The organism is Brakhagea slesvicensis (assembly GCF_052161625.1).
Taxonomy (GTDB): Bacteria; Planctomycetota; Planctomycetia; order Pirellulales; family Pirellulaceae; genus JBKCUI01.
In genome coordinates this window covers 5,178,291-5,197,336 of the sequence record NZ_CP197412.1, presented here as the reverse complement: position 1 = coordinate 5,197,336, position 19,046 = coordinate 5,178,291, and the positions used below count along the sequence as shown (strand labels likewise).

Sequence of the window (19,046 nt, the reverse complement as noted above, 5' to 3'; positions counted from 1 at the left end):
CTTGGTTCGTGCTTAATTTGCTACGCGCGGCTGCTGCTGGGTCGCGCAGTGAAAAGCTCCCAGCCCCCAAATGAAATTGGACGCATCCAAGGGCACAATCGTGCGATCCGGGAACAATTCACTTAAAACCCGAAGCGCCGCGTCATCGGTCTCGCGATACCCAAAAACGGGTACGATCACGAGCTCGTTCGCGATATAAAAATTGCAGTAGCTTTCAGGCACGCGTTTTCCCTGCACATACCTGGGAGGTGGGGTTACCAAAGGGATGATTTCTAACGAACGCCCTCGAGCATCCGTGACTTGCTTGAGCAACTCATATTGCTTGGCCAATTTCTCTGCGTTGCTGTCTTCAAAGCTATAAGAAACAGCAGCTACCACGACCCCTGGCCGTACGAATCGGACGAGCTGATCGATATGGCTGTCGGTGTCATCGCCGGCTAGCGCCCCACCATCGATCCAGAGCACTTTTTCAATCGCCAACATTCGCTTGAGTTCGCTCTCGATTCGACTTCGTTCCCAATCTGGATTGCGCGCGTAAGAGAGAAGACAACTGCTCGTGGTGAGCAACGTTCCTTCGCCATCGGTTTCCAATCCTCCCCCTTCGCAAACGAGCTGCGATGGAAAACGGGCGATCGGAGTAGAACCCGCCGTCTCCCATGCATCGCAGACGGCATTGTTGGCAGCTGCATCCCAATCGTGCGGATGGTATTTGTTCCCCCAAGCGTTGAAGCGCCAAAGTATGGCACCGAGCTGACTACCCTCTGACTTGACGACAAAAGTGGGTCCGTAGTCGCGTATCCAACAATCGTTCGTTGCAATAGGGTGCACCGTCACATTCTGGCAGTCTGCAAGCTGATGGGTGGCTCGCTGATAGCTTTCATCGGGTCCACCCAGTACGTGGACATGCTCTACCTCAGCCAGGATCCGGATCATCCGCTCGGTGACCGGAGGAATCAAATCGAAAAGGCCCGGCCAAGTCTCTTCATTATGTGGCCAGGAAATCCATGTCGCCTCGTGGGGTTCCCATTCCGCGACCCATCGAAAACCAGACTCGCTGGCGTAGCGAGTTGTCATGCGCCCGCTCCTGTTCCATCGATAAAGCGCTTTGTCAAATCACCATATGCATCGATGCGTCGGTCTCGAAGGAAAGGCCAATGCGTCCGCTGCTGATCAATCCGTTGCAAATCGCATTCGACGACGACGATCTCTTCACGATCGTGCGCAGCGCGATGCAGAAGAACCCCCGCGGGATCGTACACGAACGAACCACCCCAAAACTCTAGTGCATCCTCGCGACCGACTCGATTGGCGGCCCCGACAAAGACTCCGTTCGCAATCGCATGCGACCGCATCATCGTCTCCCAAGACTCATGCTGGCTCTTGCCATACTCAGCCTTGTCAGATTCCAACCATCCGATGGCAGTGGGATACAAAAGAATCTCGGCCCCGCGCAAAGCAAAGAGTCGCGCTGCTTCTGGATACCACTGATCCCAACAGACCCCTACGCCAATTCTTCCAAAGTGGGTATCGGCGACCGTGAACCCCGTATCGCCAGGGGTAAAGTAAAACTTCTCGTAATAAAGTGGGTCGTCCGGAATGTGCATCTTCCGATAGAACCCCTTGAGGGATCCATCGGTATCGTAAACCAAGGCCGTGTTGTGATAGAGGCCGTGCGCGCGTCGTTCGAAGATAGAACCCGTAACGACGACGCCTAACCTTTTCGCCGCATCCTGCATCGCAGCGCTTGTTGGTCCAGGTATCGACTCGGCCCATTCGAAGCGGTCATGATCCTCGCTCTGGCACGGATAAGGCGCGTTGAACAACTCCTGCAGACAAACAATATTCGCTCCGCGTTCCGCCGCCCGCTCGATGCACTGAACCGCTTTCGCTATGTTTTCCGGTTGCGCCTTGTTTTGCGGCTGTGCTGTGGAACAGCTCATCTGAACCATTGCCAGTTGAACAATCTTCCGTTTGGTCGTCACCCCTGCGATTCCTTTTTCCAACGTACCGCGCCGCAATCGCGACGCGAGACTCGTAACGATACAAGCCGAGTTATGACGCTCGACGGTGTAATCGTAGCATAGAATCCTTCTCAGGTCTGGAGCTTCGACGAACTAGCTGAAGAGTTCCGTTACTGCCTGAGCTTTTACCAGCTCGCGAGGCTGGTTGAGATGGTTGTAAACAATGGTCTCAGGATTGATTCCAAAGGCATGATAAATCGTCGCCAACAATTGGGCGGGATGGACCGGTTTGTCGACCGGGGAACTCGCGGTCTTATCGCTCGCTCCATGGACGTATCCCCGTTTGATTCCCGCTCCTGCCAAGACCGACGTGTAACAGTACGGCCAGTGATCACGACCATCGTCGGAGTTACCGTTACCACTCGTGCTGACGCCTCGTTCTGGAGAACGCCCGAACTCGCCGACGGCGACGACCAAGGTGTCCTCCAACAATCCTCGCTGATCCAAATCCTCGATGAGGGTGGATAACCCGGCATCGAGCATCGGGGCTGACTGATTCTTCATCCGCTTGGAGAGATCCACGTGATGATCCCAAGAATGGTTGTCGCTATTGGCCACCTTCGGCCAAATAACCTCTACCACGCGAGTCCCCGCTTCGATCAGCCGACGCGCAAGCAAACAGCTTTGACCAAATGTATTGCGACCGTATGCCTCGCGAAGCATTTCGGACTCCTGCGACAGATCGAACGCTTCGCGAGCCTTACCAGAAACGACGAGCGAAAGCGCTTGGTCAAAGTACTCATCGAGCTGCTGATTCTCAACCGCAGCATTGATCGTTGGCATTTGGGCATTGATCAAATCCCTTAGTTGTGCACGTCGCTTTAGCCGGACGGCGAAGACCTCGGGACGCAATTGCAAATCGCTGACATTGATGCGTTCCATCTTGCTGAGGTCCATGTCATCCCCCTCAGGATAAAGCGTGTAGGGATCGAAGGCTTTGCCGAGAAAGCCAGCCGCCCCACCTTTGCCGACCACATTGGATTCTTGCAGAGGACGCGGGAGCATGACGAACGGCAACATGGGCTCATCCGCAGGTCGAAGCCGGATGATGTTCGATCCGAAATTAGGAAAGTCTTTCGGAGAGGGAGGCTCTAGCTGCCCGGACGGACTCACCTTGTCGGTCGTGTACCCCGTCATCATCTGATAGATCGCAGCCGTGTGATTAAACAACCCGTTGGGCGTATAGCTCATCGAACGGATCATGGTGAACTTATCATTCACCTGACTCAAACGCGGAAGATTCTCTGTGTATTGCACCCCGGGAATCTTCGTGGAGATCGGCTTGAACACACTCCGCACTTTGTCCGGAACATTTTCTTTCGGATCCCAAAGGTCGATGTGGCTAGGACCACCTTGGAGATAAACCATGATGATGCGTTTGGCTTTATTCCAACCCGCTCCCCCTCCTCCTTCGCTCCCTTGAACGTGCTGCAGCCGCAGCAACGATGGGAGAGAAATTCCCAGCATCCCACTCGCTCCAACGCGCAGAACATCCCGGCGCGAGGGAAGCATTCCGTGATCACACAAATCGCGCCCTGGTCGACCAATCAAGCGAAACATAATGACTCCCTTTGAACTCTCTCTGATTGCTCTTAATGATTGAACAGAAACGCAGGGCTGTTGATCAACGCCCATGTAATGTCTTCCGCCGCGGTGACTCGCAACTGAGCACGCTGCTTTTCACTCTCTTTGACGTCTTCGCGAAGACGGACGATCGCTGGGTCCTCCGGGGTTGGGACCGACAATCGCTCCAAGCTCTTTTTGAAGGATACAACCATCGCATCTTCCGCCAGCGGTCGATTCTCTAGGTTGAATTTGTCCTGAAGCTTCGATCGGTCCGCCGAACTGACCTTGAAGTATTGGATCGCTGCGTTCGCTACCGATTCCCGTTTCACTTCGGGGGCTGCGTTCGCATAAGCTTGCAACGTCTCGGAGAGCCCCAAAGTGAGTTCCCCTTCTAACGCGGCAACGCTCAATCGGAAACGCCCGAGCCGGTGTTTGGCCGCATTGTGGAACTGATGCAAACGCCACTGAAGGACTTCTCCTTTGCCTAATTGCAAAGGCTCAGCCAACTGGAATACGGCCCAATGCTCTGTGCCCGTTGCACCTGCTACCGCCCAACCTCCTTGGTCGTTGACTTTCTCGTCGATCGCCGCTGCAGCAGAAAATCCGCTTTGGTCAAAATCGGTGATCCCCTTCGACAGCTTCACTTTTCGCATCTGCTTCGGCTTCGATGGGTCACCTGCGTACAACTCGATCTCCGTGAGGACAAAGTTCCCATTGTCGGAAACACCTGGCCCCTTGTCATGAGTCCCCTCCAACGTCAGCGCCTCAAGGCGAACCGCTTGGATGGCAATGGCTGGAGGTCGGGTATCGATCGTATAAACACCCTTCTCATCGACGTTGCTGCCTACAATCGAGCGATCTGGCAACGAGACGAGATTTCCTTTGTTCGAAGCCTTCAACGCTTGAGGTCGTAGCGAAATCCAATCATGGCCGTTCTTATTGGAGGCAACCCACGCGTCAAGCTTCTGTGGCAAAGCGGCCTCGAACGCCTGCAACTCCGCTCGGGCTGCTTCGAGTCGCTCAAGCCGTGCTTTTTCCGCGGCATCCCGTTCCGGTGCAATGGCGGCTTCTCGCTCTGCAAGAAGCTTAGCTGTCTGCGCTTTCTCCTCGTCCAACTTCGCTTGCCGCTTGGGCTTTTCTTCTGCCCACCAAGCTTCTTTCTCGGATAACGTACGCGTCAACGATTGGTGATCCGAATCAATCTGCTGAAGCACAGTCAAAGCGGACTCAATCTCCTTCTCCGTCGATGGCCGATTGAGCACTTGCAGAAACAACTCTTCAACCAATTCCCGATCGGAATCGATCTCTCGAACCATCTGACGAATCGAGTTGTTCTGATCGGAAATCGCCGACCCTAGCGTTGGACCGCTCACCAAGGCCATGACGGAACCCAATCGCAATTCGCTCGAACGTTCGCATTCGCACGCACTTTCACGAGGCGGGCGACCAAGGTTATTCAGAAACCCATCCGGCAATCCAGCATCGGCATCCGCCAACGATGCGGCCCGCGTCCCGGGGGCTTGCCCAGGAATCTTCGCTTGCGATCCGGTGACCCTGTGAATGGCGTCGAATAGAACTTCCGCCGGCAACCTTCGAGGCAATGCGTGAGAATAGTTTCGATCGTCGTCTGCATTCCAGTTATTCGTAGCGATCGAGCGCTGATACGTCTCCGACTTGCAAATCGTTTTGAGCAACTGCTGCGTATCGAACTTTTGCTCTAAGAACGATTGTTCCAGCAACGAAAGTAGCTCCGGGATGCTCGCCGGATTGCCTGCTCGAATATCGTCGATGGGTTCAATCAGCCCTTTGCCGAGCATGTAACCCCACATCCGATTGACAAAGCTGCGTGCAAAGTATGGGTTCTTAGGACTTGTCAGCCACGCGGCAAAAGTAGCTCGGCGACTCGCATCGTCCGCATGGGTGTGCTCGGCTTCAAAGGGGAACTTCGGTGCAATGGTTTGTTGAGTCCTCTGATGTTTGAGCTCTGCAGTTCCCGCATCGGATACGATCTCGTAGAGGGGTTTCGCGCCTTCTACTGCCGTTCCGCCGATGGTCTTGTTCTCAGACGCAGGGTCCTTTTTCAATTCGACTTGAGAAAAGAAGGCTGCAGTTTGGTAGTACTGATCTTGGGTCCACCGCTCAAAGGGATGGTCATGGCACTTGTTGCAATTGAACCGAATACCAAGGAAGAGGTGCGTGGTGTTCTCTACCGTATCCTCTGGGTTTCTCAGAATCTTGTAATAAGACGCGGGCGGATTCTCTCGGTTGGAGCCTGACGCGTTCACAATTTCGCGAACAAACTGGTCGTAGGGTTTGTTGGTCGCAATGCTTTCCCGAATCCAATCGCGGAAACTGGTCGCTCCCTCTTTCCCAAGGAACTTCGAATTGACCTGGAGAAGATCAGACCATTTGTTGGTCCAGTGCTCGACATACGCTTCGCTGCCAACGAGCTGGTCGACCACTCGATCACGCTTTTCCTTCGTTGGCGTTTCATCCTTGAGAAACGCTCGAACTTGATCGGCCGTCGGTGGGAGACCGGTCAAGTCGATATAGACCCTGCGCAGAAACTCCGCATCGGTGCACAGTTCGGACGGAGAAATTTTCAGTCGCAGCCACTTCTGAGCGACCGTGCTGTCGATTGGATTGTTGGTAGGTGTAGGCTGCCAATTGTAACCTTCGCGTTTTCCCATCACCGTAAGAGTCGTCGCCGCATAGGAGCCTTCAAAACGAGCCAAGATCGGCGCTTCGCCGCGGCGGATCGATTGAACTCGTCCACCATCGACCACCGCCGCGACCTCTGCATTGCTCGATTCGATAAACGATTCTCGCGTCACGTCTCGCGTCACGCCATCGGCGTAAGTGGCCACGACTCGAAACTGAGTCAGTTGCTGAACATCCTCGGAGATCGGGTTTTGAGGACTGATTGCGATGGAAACGACTTTTGGAGATTCGAAACGAACCGATGCACCTTCCGAAATCCACTGCCGCAGTACCAAGGCTTGAACATCCCCCTCGTGGAAGAGCTTCCCCCCCACATGCGGCACCAGCCCAAGCGGCTTGGTGAGGATCAAGCTATCGAGGGGGGAGGCTGGATTGAGTCGCCGCCCCGCCAAGTCATCGGCGAGCGATCGAATGTCGAAGATCGGATCGTATCCCCGAAGCGACAGCTTGAACCCACTTTTTCCCGCTTGAGCACCGTGACAGGTCCCTTGATTGCATCCGAGCTTGGAGAGGACAGGATTGACGTCTCGAATGAAATCCATGGGTTGTGTAGCCTCGGTGCGAATTTCGACAGGAATTTCCCGAGCTTGATCCCCGAATTGAATTCGAACCTTCGTCGCAGCATTCGATAAGGGTACCAGCCAGCCTCGGGGACTCACCCACGCCGCATCGGAGTCAACAACCGAGTACATGGCGTGACTGGAAAGATCGAACTCCTTCCCCTCGGCGGTCTTCCCGCGAACCGTAAACTGCACCGAATCATTCCAATGCGCTAGCGAGACGGTAGCGGGCTCGACGACTATTTCTTGGATTTCGGCAGCCGAAGGGACTTTCCAAGCTCCCGATGCAGCGGCGACTTGATTTTCCTCTGTCCACTGGGCATGCAAATGACTGAGACGCGACCGTTTAAGCGACGCGAGCGCGGCATCCGATTGCAGAGCCGTCGATTGCGCTGGTGTCGCGTCACGCTCCACAATCGGCTTCTGATCGGCGATTTGCCACGCCCGAAGCTTACCGTCGGAACCGCCCGCTACCAGCCTTCCGTTGCCGTCGATGTCGATCGCATAAACCGCGGCGTTTGGAATCTCCCAGGCAGCCAACACAGCAGGCTGCGCCGTCACATAGACCTCGAGCTTGTCTTTCTCTTCCTTGGTCCGACTCAAACTCCTTTTGGATTGTATCTTCTTGATATCATCGGGCATTTGGTTGTCAACATCGTACGACCAAACCTTGATCCAACTCTTCCCGTCCAGGGTCGCGCAAGCCGCCAAGTACTTTCCATCTGGACTGATGGAGACATCGAAAATGCGCCCGGGTAATGGTTCCAGTTGACGAATCAAATTGGCGTCGTCACCGATGACGCGAGCCGTTTGCCTAAAAATGCGATAAATCTTCGGAGCACCATCCGCTCCACCGACCAAAATCTCGTTTCGCTCGGGATGTCCGGCCAGAGTTTGAATGCCGCCGCGCAACGCTCCCGGAGTGATGGAGGTGATGTTGTCGACGAACCTCTCCGTTTCCACCTCCGTGAGCTTGACGGTCATGTCCCGAGCAACGGAAATCAAATGCTTTCCATCCACCGTAAACGACGTTGCTCGAGGCCAATCCTCATGGACTCGCGAAAAGAACTTTTGCTCTCCTTCTAACGTGATCGCTCGAACCGAATTGTCGGCGCAGCCAAACGAAAGAAGATTCGAGTCGGGTGACCAGTTCACACCGAACAAGGTATCGTTGCCAATGCTAAAACTGCGGTGCAGCGATTTGTTTTCGCGATTCCAGACTTGCAATTCACCTCGAACCCCGGGCTCACCACCTGCTACAGCAATCCATTTTCCGTCTGGTGAACAAGCGATCGATTCGATGCGTGGACTGATACCGATCAATCGATTCTTTAGTTCCCATGAGTCTGTCGAATAGACCAATACTTCATGAAATCCAGTCAATACGACTTCGCTTCCATCCGGGGTGAAACGAATGCTATTGATATTCGGAGGACGTGTGTAAGCGGGTGGATTCTCTAAACTGTACTTGCGATTTGCTGCTGGCGAATCGTTCACGGCACCTTCGTCAATCCAACGACGGATCGTCTCAATCTCGGACTCTTTCAAGGGTGCTTTCCCCTTTGGCATCTCTGCTTTGCCGTCCTTGGGAACGATCTCTGCAATCAAGTGACTCTTGGCGGAATCTCCCGGGACAACAGCTAGCTCGCCCGATTCACCAGCCCGGAGCATCGATTCATGTTCCGTCATGCTATACGAGCCTTCGGATTTGGCCGGTTGGTGACAACCAAAGCACTGGTCACGAAGGATGGGAAGAACATCCTTGGAGAAACTTACGGGCTGCTTGGGTGCCGAGGTTTCGTCAGCCCGAAGCGATGGGTGGAAAGATCCCAGCGTGATGGCGATTCCAAGGACCAGAAGCGAGCATCGCGAGATGCCCCGAAGCGGCAGCATGCGCATACGGAATCCAACTCCTCTTAGGCTCAGCGTTTTGTTCGTTGCTGTCCTATCGGGACAACTCCGACTACCGCGAGCGAAGTAAGCACGTTCAGGGAGGACTGTGACGGCAGGGGACGGGGAAGGGAACGGTACAACCACGCGTTGCAAGGTCTTGCAAGCGTCATCGCCGTTGAATCAGAATAACCCGTCCCAGCTTTGGGGTCAATTACAGCCTTAGGCCGCCCGATGTGTTGCCGCGTACGCCAGAAGCTGGAGAGCCTCGAGGGATTCTTGATCGGCCGTGTAGATTCCATCCATCCGATTCAAGTGGGAAATGGCACGCCGCCCCCACTGGTGCGCGGAGTTCAGCGTGTAGTCGGAAGCCCCCACGGTGTCGAAATACGAACGAACCGTGCCAAAAGGGACGTCGGCGGATGCCGCCAAAACGTCACGCAACCCTTGTCCGTCTGGAGACGCGAGCGTGTGGATCACCGGCAGCGTCGGTTTCCTCGCCGCAAGATCTGTCCCCAATGTTTTGCCAGTTGCCGCGGCATCTCCCCACACGTCGAGCCAATCGTCGTAGATCTGAAACGCGATTCCAAGCCCATAGCCGTATTGGGCAAATCGCTCGGAAATGCTGTCCGAAGCGTTGGCCGACCAAGCCCCCAGGCGGCAGCTTACTTCGCAGAGCGCTCCGGTCTTCGCTCCGAGAATGTCAAAGTAGTCTGGCTCGGAGAGGTCCAAATTCCCAACCGATCGCCCTTGCCGAATCTCTCCTTCGCAAACGAGTTTTGCGGCGCGGGCAATACAACGTCCTGGATAGGTCGAATCCCCTTGATTGGCCAATTCGTAAGCGTGGGTAAAGAGCCAATCACCCAGCAAGATCGCGTCTTGAACTCCCCAGAGGGTATGGGTCGTGGGGCGATGTCGCCTTTGATCCGCTCCATCGAGAATGTCATCATGGACAAGCGTGGCGGTGTGGACCAATTCGATCGCGGCTGCCAACCGGATGGTTTCTTCCGTCACGCCCCCACACGCTTTGGCAGATAAAAGCGTCAAACAAGGCCGTAGCCGCTTCCCACCCAAAGTACGGACGTGGTCGAGCATCGGCTGAATCGACCGATCGCTGGCCGCCAGACCTTGCAAGATGCATGTCTCGACTTTGGCCAAGTCCTTCTCGATCAGAGCCATCGCCCTTCGGAGAACCCACTGGTAATTGGTCGCCTCGGGGTGCACAGGTTCAAAGGAGGCGGATACGCCAGATCGCAGCTGGGTCCCAGTCGACTCGCCACGTGCCCGCCATGGAGCGGTCAAAGTCGCAAAGACATCTTCCTCGGCCTTTTCACTAACGTGCTGGGGTGCGTGCATTATCGGTCTCATTCCTAGTGAAATCACCACTGCTTCCCCCCGATTTGCGGAGCAAGCCAATATCGCAGAGGGTGATCCCCGGATCGATCCCTTTGCACATGTCGTAAACGGTCACTGCCGCGATGCTCGCCGCGGTGATCGCTTCCATCTCTACCCCCGTTTTTCCGGTCGACTTAACCGTGACTTGCCATTCCAGCACTAAATCTCCTCGCCAAAAGGATTCGACCGAGACGGACTCGATGGGAATAGCGTGGCAAAGCGGAATAAGATGGCTCGTCCATTTGGTCGCCTGGATGGCCGCGAGTCGAGCGACTTGCAAGCAATCCCCCTTTTTAAGACTGTTTTCGCGGATCGCCTGTGCCGCCTCGGGGGAGAGAAGCACCCGGCTTCGCGCAACGGCAATCCGTTGCGAGATCCCCTTACCACCGACATCCACCATATGCGCTGCCCCTTGTTCATTGACATGCGTCAGCTGGCTGGATTTGGGCGAATCGATTTTGTTATCCAAAAGACTGGCTCCAAAAGACTTCCAAACAAAAAACCCGCAGATCGGTTCGAACTCTGCGGGTTGGGTAGTCGGTGTCGAAAGCGACGAAGCTCATTACGCTTTCGCAGCATATTCCGCATCGAAAAAGGACTTGCTGTCCTGGACGGTCGGCTTGATCGATCGCTTTCCTTCTTGCCAGTTCGCTGGGCAGACTTCGCCGTTCTTTTCGAAGAACTGAAGCGCCTTCACCATGCGCAAGGCCTCGTCAACACTGCGACCGAGCGGAAGATCGTTGACGACTTGGTGCCGTACGACGCCGTTCTTATCGATCAAGAAAAGACCTCGCAGCGCCACGGCATCGTTGACTAAAACGTCATAATCGCGAGCGATTTGCTTGTTCAAGTCGGCGACGAGCGGGTAGTCGATCTGCCCGATACCACCCTGGGTTCGAGGTGTGTTTCGCCATGCCAAGTGCGAGTAGTGGCTATCGACCGAAACGCCGATGACTTCGACATCGAGAGCGTTGAAATCGGCGACGCGATCCGAGAAGGCGATGATTTCGGTTGGGCAGACGAAGGTAAAGTCGAGCGGATAGAAGAACAACAAGACATACTTCTTGCCCTTGTACTGGCTGAGGGAGATTTCCGAGAAAGTGCCGTCCTTCATCACGGCTTGCGCTTTGAAATCGGGTGCTGGTTTCGTAACGAGAACTGCCATCTTCCATTTCTCCAGTCGATAGGGATGCTCTAATCTGGGGCTCATGAGAGTCGTCTGCTTTGCCCCGGCGACAGACCATATGCTCGCTATTGTCCCTTTTTCGTCAAGGCTCCGCGCCATGCATACAGACCATGCTTCCGCTGCATACGACTCGATCGACGACTCCCTCACCACCGTGGCCGAACTGAAAGGATGGATAGATCGCTTTGCTGCCGATCGAAGGTGGGAAACGTTCCATCGCCCGAAGTGTTTGGCCATGTCGGTGGCCATCGAAGCTGCCGAACTTATGGAACACTTTCAATGGACCGACCCTGAGGCAAAGGATTTAGCCCCGGACGCCAAAGTAGCAATTTCCGAGGAACTCGCCGATGTTCTCTCTTATCTTCTGCGACTCGCAAGCGTCCTTGAATTGGATGTCACAAGCTCGCTTCGTGAAAAAATGGTCAAAAACGCTCGGAAATACCCGGTCGCAGCCCCCTGAAGCCCTGAAAATCCAATGTTTTTTGGACAAAATCGCCCCAATTCCAGTGTTTTTATGGGTTTAGGGCCTTATCCCAGTTGCATTTTGCCCCCCGCATCCTTTAATTCAGCCAATAGTCATGTTCTCCGTTGGACATGGATTAGAAAAGTGATCGTTTGAAAGGGATTCGTCACATGGCAAAAGCAGCTGCCAAGGCAGAAAAGCCACTCACCAAAGTCCAAATCTACACCAACATCGCCGAAGCCACCGGCCTATCCAAGAAACAAATTGCAGAGGTTTTCGATGCCTTGAAGGCAGAAATCGCCACTTCGCTCGGCAAGAAGGGCGTTGGCGCATTCGTGATTCCCGACCTTTGCAAGATTCTTCGCCATCAGAAAAAGGCTCTTCCAAAGCGACAAGTTCGAAACCCACAAACCGGTGAAATGAAGTGGGCCGATCCCAAACCCGCTTCGACCACCGTTAAAGTTCGCGCTCTCAAGAAACTCAAAGACATGGTCTAGTACCATCAATCTCACGAGGATCACCTCGCGATCCAAACCTTTGAAACGGTCGCGATGCTTTAGGCATCGCGGCCGTTTTGCTATTCCGGCCTTTTTGATTTTCCAACGCTGCTCCCAATCCTTCTCCTTCGGTTCGCTCCACTACCTCGAAACGAAATCCGCACCCCTCGGGTGTACTCTGCGATTTCCCGAAATTTCCGCAAAAGTTGTTCTCTCCACACTGACCGCCCCTTCGCTCCACTTCTATAATGCAGCAGATAGGCCAGTTGAAGCATCCCTATGGCGTAAGGGACGCCAGTAATCGAAGGAATCGAGGCATGACACCGGAAGCGCACAACACACAATTCTCCCGCCAAATTTGGCAAACTGTTTCCGAACATGCGCACAGCTGCCTGCTTCGCCGCGATTTCTGTCCAGAACAGTCTCGCGTTGAGAACCTGCGTTGCGTTGATTTCTACGAGGAATCGGATCTCGCCTACGGAAAGCAGATTTGGTTCTTCGAAGCGATCGGCGTCGACCCTGTAGGGAGGCGTCATTTCCTCCACGGCGCGCTCGAGTTCTCCATCCAATACGGGCTTCTCGAGGCCGCTCAAGCGGTTCTGTTTGAAGAAGAAGATGCGAGAGATCAGTTCCTCGCCATCCATCCACGTGAACTAACTAGCTTGTTTCCCAACCATCTGAGCCATCGCTTCTGGGTTACGACCGTCTGCAGCTTGTTCGTGATCTTGGCTGCAGTCTGGACCTTCGCTCTCCTGTGCATGCTCAACAGCTAAACCATCCGCACTAGGGATGGGTGGCTCCCGGGTGATCAGGCACGCCCCGGTCTCCGCCCCCATCCCCAATCGATTTCTCGGATAGCCTCAAACTCTTGCGAAGGTCGACGGCCGCTCGGTAACGCGTTCCCACCCCAGCCTGAGGAAGCACACCGGCGCCTAAGATCAAAAACGTCAAGGCAATCATCGCCATTCGCTCCTCCGGCAAGATCGATAGCGAGACAGACGAGATGTGCCTCGTACCTGTGAAGATGCGAAAGTAAGAACTCATGATCGCAATCCCCTGAAGGGCCATGGTGAGCACGACCCCCATCCCTAAAACAGGAGTCGCGTCCACGGCTCCCTCAATCAAAAGTTCGGATGCAATGAAGCCAATCGTGCACGGAAATCCGACGCTCGCGAGACCTGACAATAAATAAAACCATGCGAACGTGGGCATGTGCTCATACAGCCCATAATAACGGTCGAATCTCAATCGTCCGATGCGAGCCTCCACACATCGAAGAACGATTCCATAGCCGGTCATCGCAATTCCTACGGACAACCATAAACTCAACGCACCCGTCAATGCGATGGGAGTAGCAACATCAAGCCCGACCATCACTAACGAAACATGACTCAGCAGGAGATACCCAAAGAACGATCTCCCATCTACCTGCACCAACGCCATCCCCGCTGCATAGATCGCCGTTGCCATCGCCCACCACTCGATAACAGTAAATACCCACTCCGGTGCAACGGGAAGCAACAAGCGAACAGCGGCATAAGGTCCCATCATAGGCAACAGATAGAGCAGCGAGCTGCCGAACGAGCCTCGTTGCAATAGGTCTCGTATCGCTACCGAAAATGGAATCAGACCGCATCGCAACCCGATCGAAACGGTCAAACAGACCAAGCCGATAGTGATCCAAGTCGAGTTCTTGGATTCGATCAACATCACCCCCACCATCGCACCCACCGTAAACACCATGTGATGGATCGCGAAGACTCGCGTCGTTTGCTTTCGATTCCCAAGCTCCGAGAAAACAGGAACCCCTAACAAAAAGAGCAAAGCGACAACCCACACCGGGTCCTTGGTCGAGAGAACTGCCAGACTAATCGCCTCAGATAAGATCGCTCCCAAATAAGAAAAGGTGCTCACCTTGTGACCGACCGTGGCGGTCAAGGTAAATAGAAAGATCAATGCCGTCAGCGGCAAAAGTGGGGCGCTAAAACTCATCGACGATGAGGATCTCTTTTCCAAGAACCCATTGAACCAAACTCCAATCATCATGCGCCTCAAACGCATGGAGCGTAGCAAAGTCCAACCAAGTCGCGATGGAACAGACCAACGTAAAACACGCGATCCACAACGACTTTTTTCGGATAGCCTCCCTCGTCTGCTTGCCCAGTAAGAACAAACATCCCACCAACGGGACGAGCAACGTCGTTTCCAAAAAAGGGAAATGCAAACCGATCATGAACGCTTACCGCTTCTCTCGATCGTTGGATAGAAATCGCGCCCAACTCGATTCCAATCGATCCAGTTGTCGAAAGAGGGCGATAAAGGGCTCCACAACCAATCGCCGCAATAGATGGTCCGTGTATCCACGTTCGAGGGCAAAGCGAAAACAGAACTGCTGCCAACGCAGTGGTAACCTTTGAACAATCCCGAAAGAACCGTGGGCCAATCGCCCTCCGATGGCATTTTCCATCGATTTGTAGTCTCGCAAAAGGTTGGGAGCCCGGAGTAGCTGCAGTGACCGCAGGAACGCATGCCCGATCATATGGGCTAACGCCAAATACCAAAGCCCCAGTCCTATCTCCACGACGATAATTCCTACCTGGCACACCGAGGCGTAGGCCAACGCCGATTTCACATCGCTTTGAACGCGTGAAACGAGCGCCGCCAGAAGCGCAGTCGATCCTCCAAGTACAATCACCATCGCTCGAAGCAGCGGAGAGTCGTCTAAGATCGGTCCCATTCGGAGTAACAGGAATGCTCCGAGATGAATCGACAACGCGCCATAGAACACAGCGCTCGAAGGAGTCGGGCCCTCCATCGCACGCGGCAACCAACCTGAAAAGGGTACCAACCCAGATTTGCCCGCAGCCGCGACCAACAGGAGGCTTCCTACCAACAGGGCGTCCCACCCGCTCAACGCCGACGCTCCATCCGGCCAAGGTGCCGCTCCCATCAGTCCGGCAAAGTCACCCTCGCGAATCATATGATGCATGGCGACTGCCGCCATGAGAAACGCGGCATCGGCAAAACGATAAATTGTCCAAACCCACAATCCATTGCGAACCGGTCCCGCGCGATCATGGAAGTAAGCGACTAACAAAGCAGACGAAAGTCCAACCAACTCCCAACCCAAAAATAAGGTCTCGATGGTTCCAGCGAGAAAGGCCAACAACAACCCCACGAGAAACATCGCGAAAACGACAAAAAACCGATGGAACCCCGCGTCGTTATGCAAGTACTTCGACGCAAACGCACCGATCACTCCGACCAAAACATACGACAGAATCACCATCGGTATGCTCAGTCGGTCAAACAGAAATTGGATGTGAAAGTGAAAATGCTCTTCATCGAGTACCACAAAGTTCCCACAGTCGACAATGAGCTGCCTGTTCCCAGTGAACAACATGTAACCCAAAATCGCTAAGGATGCGATCAACCCAGTCACTAAATTGGTCTTGGTGAGAAGAGTGATTTGGCGTTCCGACATCGGACGTTGAAACAACTCCGTGAGCCCTACAATGCTCAACGTCGCCAACGGGCATAAGACGACCAATACACCAAAAAGATTTAACCAAGTCATCATTCCATCCCCCCCGTTCCCGATCCGTTGCCGACCGTCGGTACGATGGAAATGGGACGCTCCACGCGTGAGAAACCGAGATTACCTCGCCACCCGTGGAACCAACTCCCCGAGCTACTCGCGGTTGGAAGCGGGCGCCCTGTGGGTTGATACGTTTCAAAGCGACCTCGTTGATAATATTGCAAATCGGAACTCGTCGGCGATAACAAGGCGACTTGAATCCACTGGTTCGTCACCAGTCTCGCAATCGTTTCGTTTCGATGCATGACCGATCGAAAGGCCGCTTCGGTTGCCTCGATCACAAACACAATACGCATCGGCTCATGGATTTCGACCATCTGCTGACTCAATCCGCACCGCAGATCGCTGGCAGCCCCCTCCATGACTCCAATCAGGCCCGCAATATTATGCGGGAGTTTGGAACCACATCCATACACAGAATTATCGATGGTCGAGAAGAGATACTCCAAGCTAATACCGGCGCAGACCGGAATCACCGCGCTGAGCAAACGATGAAGGACGTCGTGCTGGCTGTTGTCCAACATCGGATCGTAGGACGTCAAGAAACTTCTCCGATCCATGAAGAGCCCACGCGTTCGGGACCGTCTGCCCACGACACACGCCGCATTCGTCGCATGATTGTACTCAGGTCGTGCTTGCGCCAAATCCTCCGAGCGCTCTTCGACATATCGCAAGGCATCCGGAGGGCTGATGTCAGCCTTCACACTCGTAAATCGTCGGCAGCGCTCCCAAGCATTGCGTTCTCGAGCTTGCTGAAGTTTCTCTTGTATTTCCCAAAGGAGTCGCTGATGCGTCGGTGGTACGCGGTCGAGATCCGAGAATTCCACATGGTCATTGCACGTATTGTGGTACCCTCCTAGGAACCAAGTTTCGTCTGGAATCGAAACTCCTCTGGCTCGCAAAATACGGCGTACGCGAGGCTCGTTCGCCATCTGCGCCAAAGCTCTTGCATTCGGACCGCCACGTCCTCCACCGCATGCTCCACAGTTGTAAGCCGACTCGTGCGGATTGTTCAAGGACGACGAACCATGCCCTAGAACAACCACCATTGGCGAAAATGTCCGGAGGCCAATATCTCCCAGCAACCGTTCGACGATGTCCGCCATCTCGATTTCGGTGAATCCATGATGGATCGCTAAAGGTTTGTCTCGCTCCCCTTCCGCCGGTAGACGCTCTAAGCAAAGAGTCGTCGCTTTCCGCCCTTTGACCACCTCCCCCAGCAATGCCTTGGCTTTCGCGGTAAAGCGAGGGGCCAGCACGCGGGCGACCATTGGAATACTGGCAATCGACCCCGCAAAGGATGTCAACGTTCCTGCAAGAAGCGATCGACTTCCCAGATGAATCTGATGGGAAGCCTTACCAAGCACCCTTCTTGCCTCGGTTTGACGGCGCTGCATCTCCTGATGCGTGACCTGGGCGACTTCATCAACAAAGTGCTTCGGTTTGATCACGACCGGACAAAGTGGGATGTAGTGCGCATCGGTGACAGAACGAAAGTACATCGGGACCCCAAAGAATCCCGCCGCACCAAAGGTTTCAATTCCTGCGTCCAACTCTTCCAAATGCCTTCGAAGCGACTCTTCGCGATCATCAATACAAGTAATCACTTGGAAGGAATAGTGACTTCGCGGTGGCTCCTTCTCATTGAACTTGGCGATCTCCGAGATCGCATCGAGCAGTTCCTCCCGATAATGTCGCTCAAAGGCCGCATGATAGACTCGCCTTCGGTTCAACGAGCCGAACTCCAAAACCTCATCCACCACTTTCTTCCACTTCAAACCGGACAACTCCACCAACTCCAAAGCATTCCAACCCAACCGCTGCGCTATCTGAAACAAGAGAAACGCCCGCTGCTGCTGCGTGGAACTCGGTCGATCATGACGCGGATGCTTCGAAGACATCCCCCAGAGAGCATGCAAAGAAATGTCAGAACCAAGCGATTCCCTCCACGATCCTGGTGCATGATGTCGGATGGCATACGCAATCGAAGAGCGGTCCAGCAGCAATCGAATAGCAAGCAATTCTTCCAACGATCCTGCCGGTAGCGGTCGGGGAGTCCATTCAGCATTGGATTCCAGCTGCCACACCATGCTTGTCCATCCGGGCAAGGCCAAGAGTGTGCTCTCGATGAACGCATCTAACGTTTCATCCTCTACCCCGAGCGCTTTCAAGGAAATGGCAATCGACTCGCGAGCGGTACAATCTCGGTGCCCTTCGCGGTGGACGGTGTCTCGAAGGGAAGCGAGCCGTTCCAAAACAAAATCGGAAGAGGAACCGTACAGATCTAGAAACAATCCAAACAATCCTCGGTGCCCAAAACACCCCTGCCACTGCGCGATTCCTTGATCGAGAGCGTTGGAGAGGAAACGAATCAAAAAGTCGTGCACAGGCTCATCGCAATCGACGTGAAGGATGTCGAGCAGCAAGTCGCGATGGCGTGTGCAAATCGCTCCATCCTCGTTTCGACTTGACCACTGGGACGCCCCTTTGCGACACACCGAATAAAGAAGCCGAAGAGTGAAAGTCGTCCAAGTCTCATCGGCCCAAGAAGCGCGTCGGTCGAAATCGAATTCTTCCGATAGATCCAAAAGAAGGAGCGCGAGACTTTCGTTCGATACGTTTTCCGTAGAGCTGTACTCCCGGAGCATCCAATGCCGCACCTCGTGCACCATCTGGTTCGCGGCAGCAGCACTGATGTCCGGCAAAAACTTGGCCATGGCATCTGTTTCCGCCAATGACCATCGAATCTCTTCATCCGGTCCCAACCGGAGCCGCCTGGCCATCATTGCAAGCCGAAGCTGTAAACGGGTCGTATCGGGTGCCACGGTCTCGTGTGCCGCATCGCCCAAATCGTTCAGAAGCTCCTTCTCAAGATCCGATACCGAAATCCGCCCCCACTCTACTTTGTTGCGGTAACGGCTTTCAGGCCAATACGGATGCGCACCGTACTTCTTAACGCCCGCCACCACCGCTTCATCGAAAGGTAAATGCTCGAACGCATGAAGCGTGTTGTGGTGCACGAATACCGCGATCGGGCCCTGTGCTGGAAGCACATGAAGTCCATGCTCCAACGCGCTCGCTATCCGCTCCCAACCCAAGACATCCGACAAAATGAAACCCACAAAGAAAAAGACGAACGAGCGATCCGC

The 19,046-nt window shown here is 54.3% G+C and carries 14 protein-coding genes; 3 read left to right on the top strand and 11 right to left on the bottom strand.

The genetic code is table 11. The features are described from left to right. Positions 1–12: 12 nt before the first annotated feature. From SH467x_RS19830 to SH467x_RS19800, 7 genes are all read right to left on the bottom strand, one after another. Positions 13–1,074 (bottom strand): agmatine deiminase family protein, encoded by a 1,062-nt coding sequence (locus tag SH467x_RS19830; protein WP_482368822.1) that lies wholly within the window; start codon positions 1,072–1,074, stop codon positions 13–15. After that, a complete protein-coding gene (locus tag SH467x_RS19825; RefSeq protein WP_482368821.1) occupies positions 1,071–1,982 on the bottom strand; it encodes a carbon-nitrogen hydrolase in 912 nt (303 codons plus the stop codon). The genes SH467x_RS19830 and SH467x_RS19825 overlap by 4 nt, the downstream gene beginning before the upstream one ends. Positions 1,983–2,114: 132 nt before the next feature. Beyond that, on the bottom strand, positions 2,115–3,581 hold the full coding sequence (locus SH467x_RS19820) for a DUF1501 domain-containing protein (RefSeq protein WP_482368820.1): 1,467 nt from the start codon (positions 3,579–3,581) through the stop codon (positions 2,115–2,117). A gap of 32 nt (positions 3,582–3,613) precedes the next feature. Further along, positions 3,614–8,767 carry a DUF1549 domain-containing protein gene (locus tag SH467x_RS19815; RefSeq protein WP_482368819.1) on the bottom strand — a complete coding sequence of 1,718 codons (5,154 nt, stop codon included), beginning with the start codon at positions 8,765–8,767 and terminating at the stop codon, positions 3,614–3,616. 213 nt (positions 8,768–8,980) lie between these two features. Then, the gene (locus SH467x_RS19810) at positions 8,981–10,114 is read right to left on the bottom strand and encodes a polyprenyl synthetase family protein (protein WP_482368818.1); all 1,134 of its coding nucleotides are present in this window, start codon (positions 10,112–10,114) and stop codon (positions 8,981–8,983) included. Then, complete coding sequence (gene moaC, locus SH467x_RS19805; protein ID WP_482368817.1) at positions 10,092–10,622, bottom strand: cyclic pyranopterin monophosphate synthase MoaC; 531 nt, start codon at positions 10,620–10,622, stop codon at positions 10,092–10,094. Before moaC ends, SH467x_RS19810 begins: the two co-directional genes overlap by 23 nt. 93 nt (positions 10,623–10,715) lie before the next feature. Beyond that, the gene (locus tag SH467x_RS19800) at positions 10,716–11,318 is read right to left on the bottom strand and encodes a peroxiredoxin (protein WP_146679705.1); all 603 of its coding nucleotides are present in this window, start codon (positions 11,316–11,318) and stop codon (positions 10,716–10,718) included. Between the two features lie 118 nt (positions 11,319–11,436). On the opposite strand from SH467x_RS19800, the gene SH467x_RS19795 reads away from it, so the two are divergent. From SH467x_RS19795 to SH467x_RS19785, 3 genes are all read left to right on the top strand, one after another. Continuing rightward, positions 11,437–11,799 (top strand): nucleotide pyrophosphohydrolase, encoded by a 363-nt coding sequence (locus tag SH467x_RS19795; RefSeq protein ID WP_482368816.1) that lies wholly within the window; start codon positions 11,437–11,439, stop codon positions 11,797–11,799. A 173-nt stretch (positions 11,800–11,972) separates the two neighbouring features. Beyond that, the gene (locus tag SH467x_RS19790; protein ID WP_146679703.1) at positions 11,973–12,299 is read left to right on the top strand and encodes an HU family DNA-binding protein; all 327 of its coding nucleotides are present in this window, start codon (positions 11,973–11,975) and stop codon (positions 12,297–12,299) included. A gap of 317 nt (positions 12,300–12,616) precedes the next feature. Then, positions 12,617–13,072: a hypothetical protein gene (locus tag SH467x_RS19785; protein ID WP_482368815.1), complete on the top strand. Its 456-nt coding sequence runs from the start codon at positions 12,617–12,619 to the stop codon at positions 13,070–13,072. 10 nt (positions 13,073–13,082) lie between these two features. Here SH467x_RS19785 and SH467x_RS19780 read toward each other — a convergent pair whose 3' ends face one another. Genes SH467x_RS19780 through SH467x_RS19765 form a run of 4 tightly spaced genes read right to left on the bottom strand, consistent with a single transcriptional unit; the run spans position 13,083 to position 19,007 of the window. Continuing rightward, entirely contained in the window at positions 13,083–14,291 is a 1,209-nt protein-coding gene (locus SH467x_RS19780) for a proton-conducting transporter transmembrane domain-containing protein (RefSeq protein ID WP_482368814.1), read from the bottom strand. After that, complete coding sequence (locus SH467x_RS19775; RefSeq protein WP_482368813.1) at positions 14,281–14,532, bottom strand: hypothetical protein; 252 nt, start codon at positions 14,530–14,532, stop codon at positions 14,281–14,283. Before SH467x_RS19775 ends, SH467x_RS19780 begins: the two co-directional genes overlap by 11 nt. Positions 14,533–14,538: 6 nt before the next feature. Further along, positions 14,539–15,879 (bottom strand): proton-conducting transporter transmembrane domain-containing protein, encoded by a 1,341-nt coding sequence (locus tag SH467x_RS19770; protein WP_482368812.1) that lies wholly within the window; start codon positions 15,877–15,879, stop codon positions 14,539–14,541. Further along, positions 15,876–19,007 (bottom strand): DUF2309 domain-containing protein, encoded by a 3,132-nt coding sequence (locus SH467x_RS19765; protein WP_482368811.1) that lies wholly within the window; start codon positions 19,005–19,007, stop codon positions 15,876–15,878. The genes SH467x_RS19770 and SH467x_RS19765 overlap by 4 nt, the downstream gene beginning before the upstream one ends. Between the last annotated feature and the right edge of the window lie 39 nt (positions 19,008–19,046).

Coding starts and splice junctions, on each gene's coding strand:
- SH467x_RS19830 (WP_482368822.1), bottom strand. CDS start 1,074: ATGACAACTCGCTACGCCAGCGAGTCTGGTTTTCGATGGGTCGCGGAA.
- SH467x_RS19820 (WP_482368820.1), bottom strand. CDS start 3,581: ATGTTTCGCTTGATTGGTCGACCAGGGCGCGATTTGTGTGATCACGGA.
- SH467x_RS19815 (WP_482368819.1), bottom strand. CDS start 8,767: ATGCGCATGCTGCCGCTTCGGGGCATCTCGCGATGCTCGCTTCTGGTC.
- SH467x_RS19810 (WP_482368818.1), bottom strand. CDS start 10,114: ATGCACGCACCCCAGCACGTTAGTGAAAAGGCCGAGGAAGATGTCTTT.
- SH467x_RS19800 (WP_146679705.1), bottom strand. CDS start 11,318: ATGGCAGTTCTCGTTACGAAACCAGCACCCGATTTCAAAGCGCAAGCC.
- SH467x_RS19795 (WP_482368816.1), top strand. CDS start 11,437: ATGCATACAGACCATGCTTCCGCTGCATACGACTCGATCGACGACTCC.
- SH467x_RS19790 (WP_146679703.1), top strand. CDS start 11,973: ATGGCAAAAGCAGCTGCCAAGGCAGAAAAGCCACTCACCAAAGTCCAA.
- SH467x_RS19785 (WP_482368815.1), top strand. CDS start 12,617: ATGACACCGGAAGCGCACAACACACAATTCTCCCGCCAAATTTGGCAA.
- SH467x_RS19780 (WP_482368814.1), bottom strand. CDS start 14,291: ATGAGTTTTAGCGCCCCACTTTTGCCGCTGACGGCATTGATCTTTCTA.
- SH467x_RS19775 (WP_482368813.1), bottom strand. CDS start 14,532: ATGATCGGTTTGCATTTCCCTTTTTTGGAAACGACGTTGCTCGTCCCG.
- SH467x_RS19770 (WP_482368812.1), bottom strand. CDS start 15,879: ATGATGACTTGGTTAAATCTTTTTGGTGTATTGGTCGTCTTATGCCCG.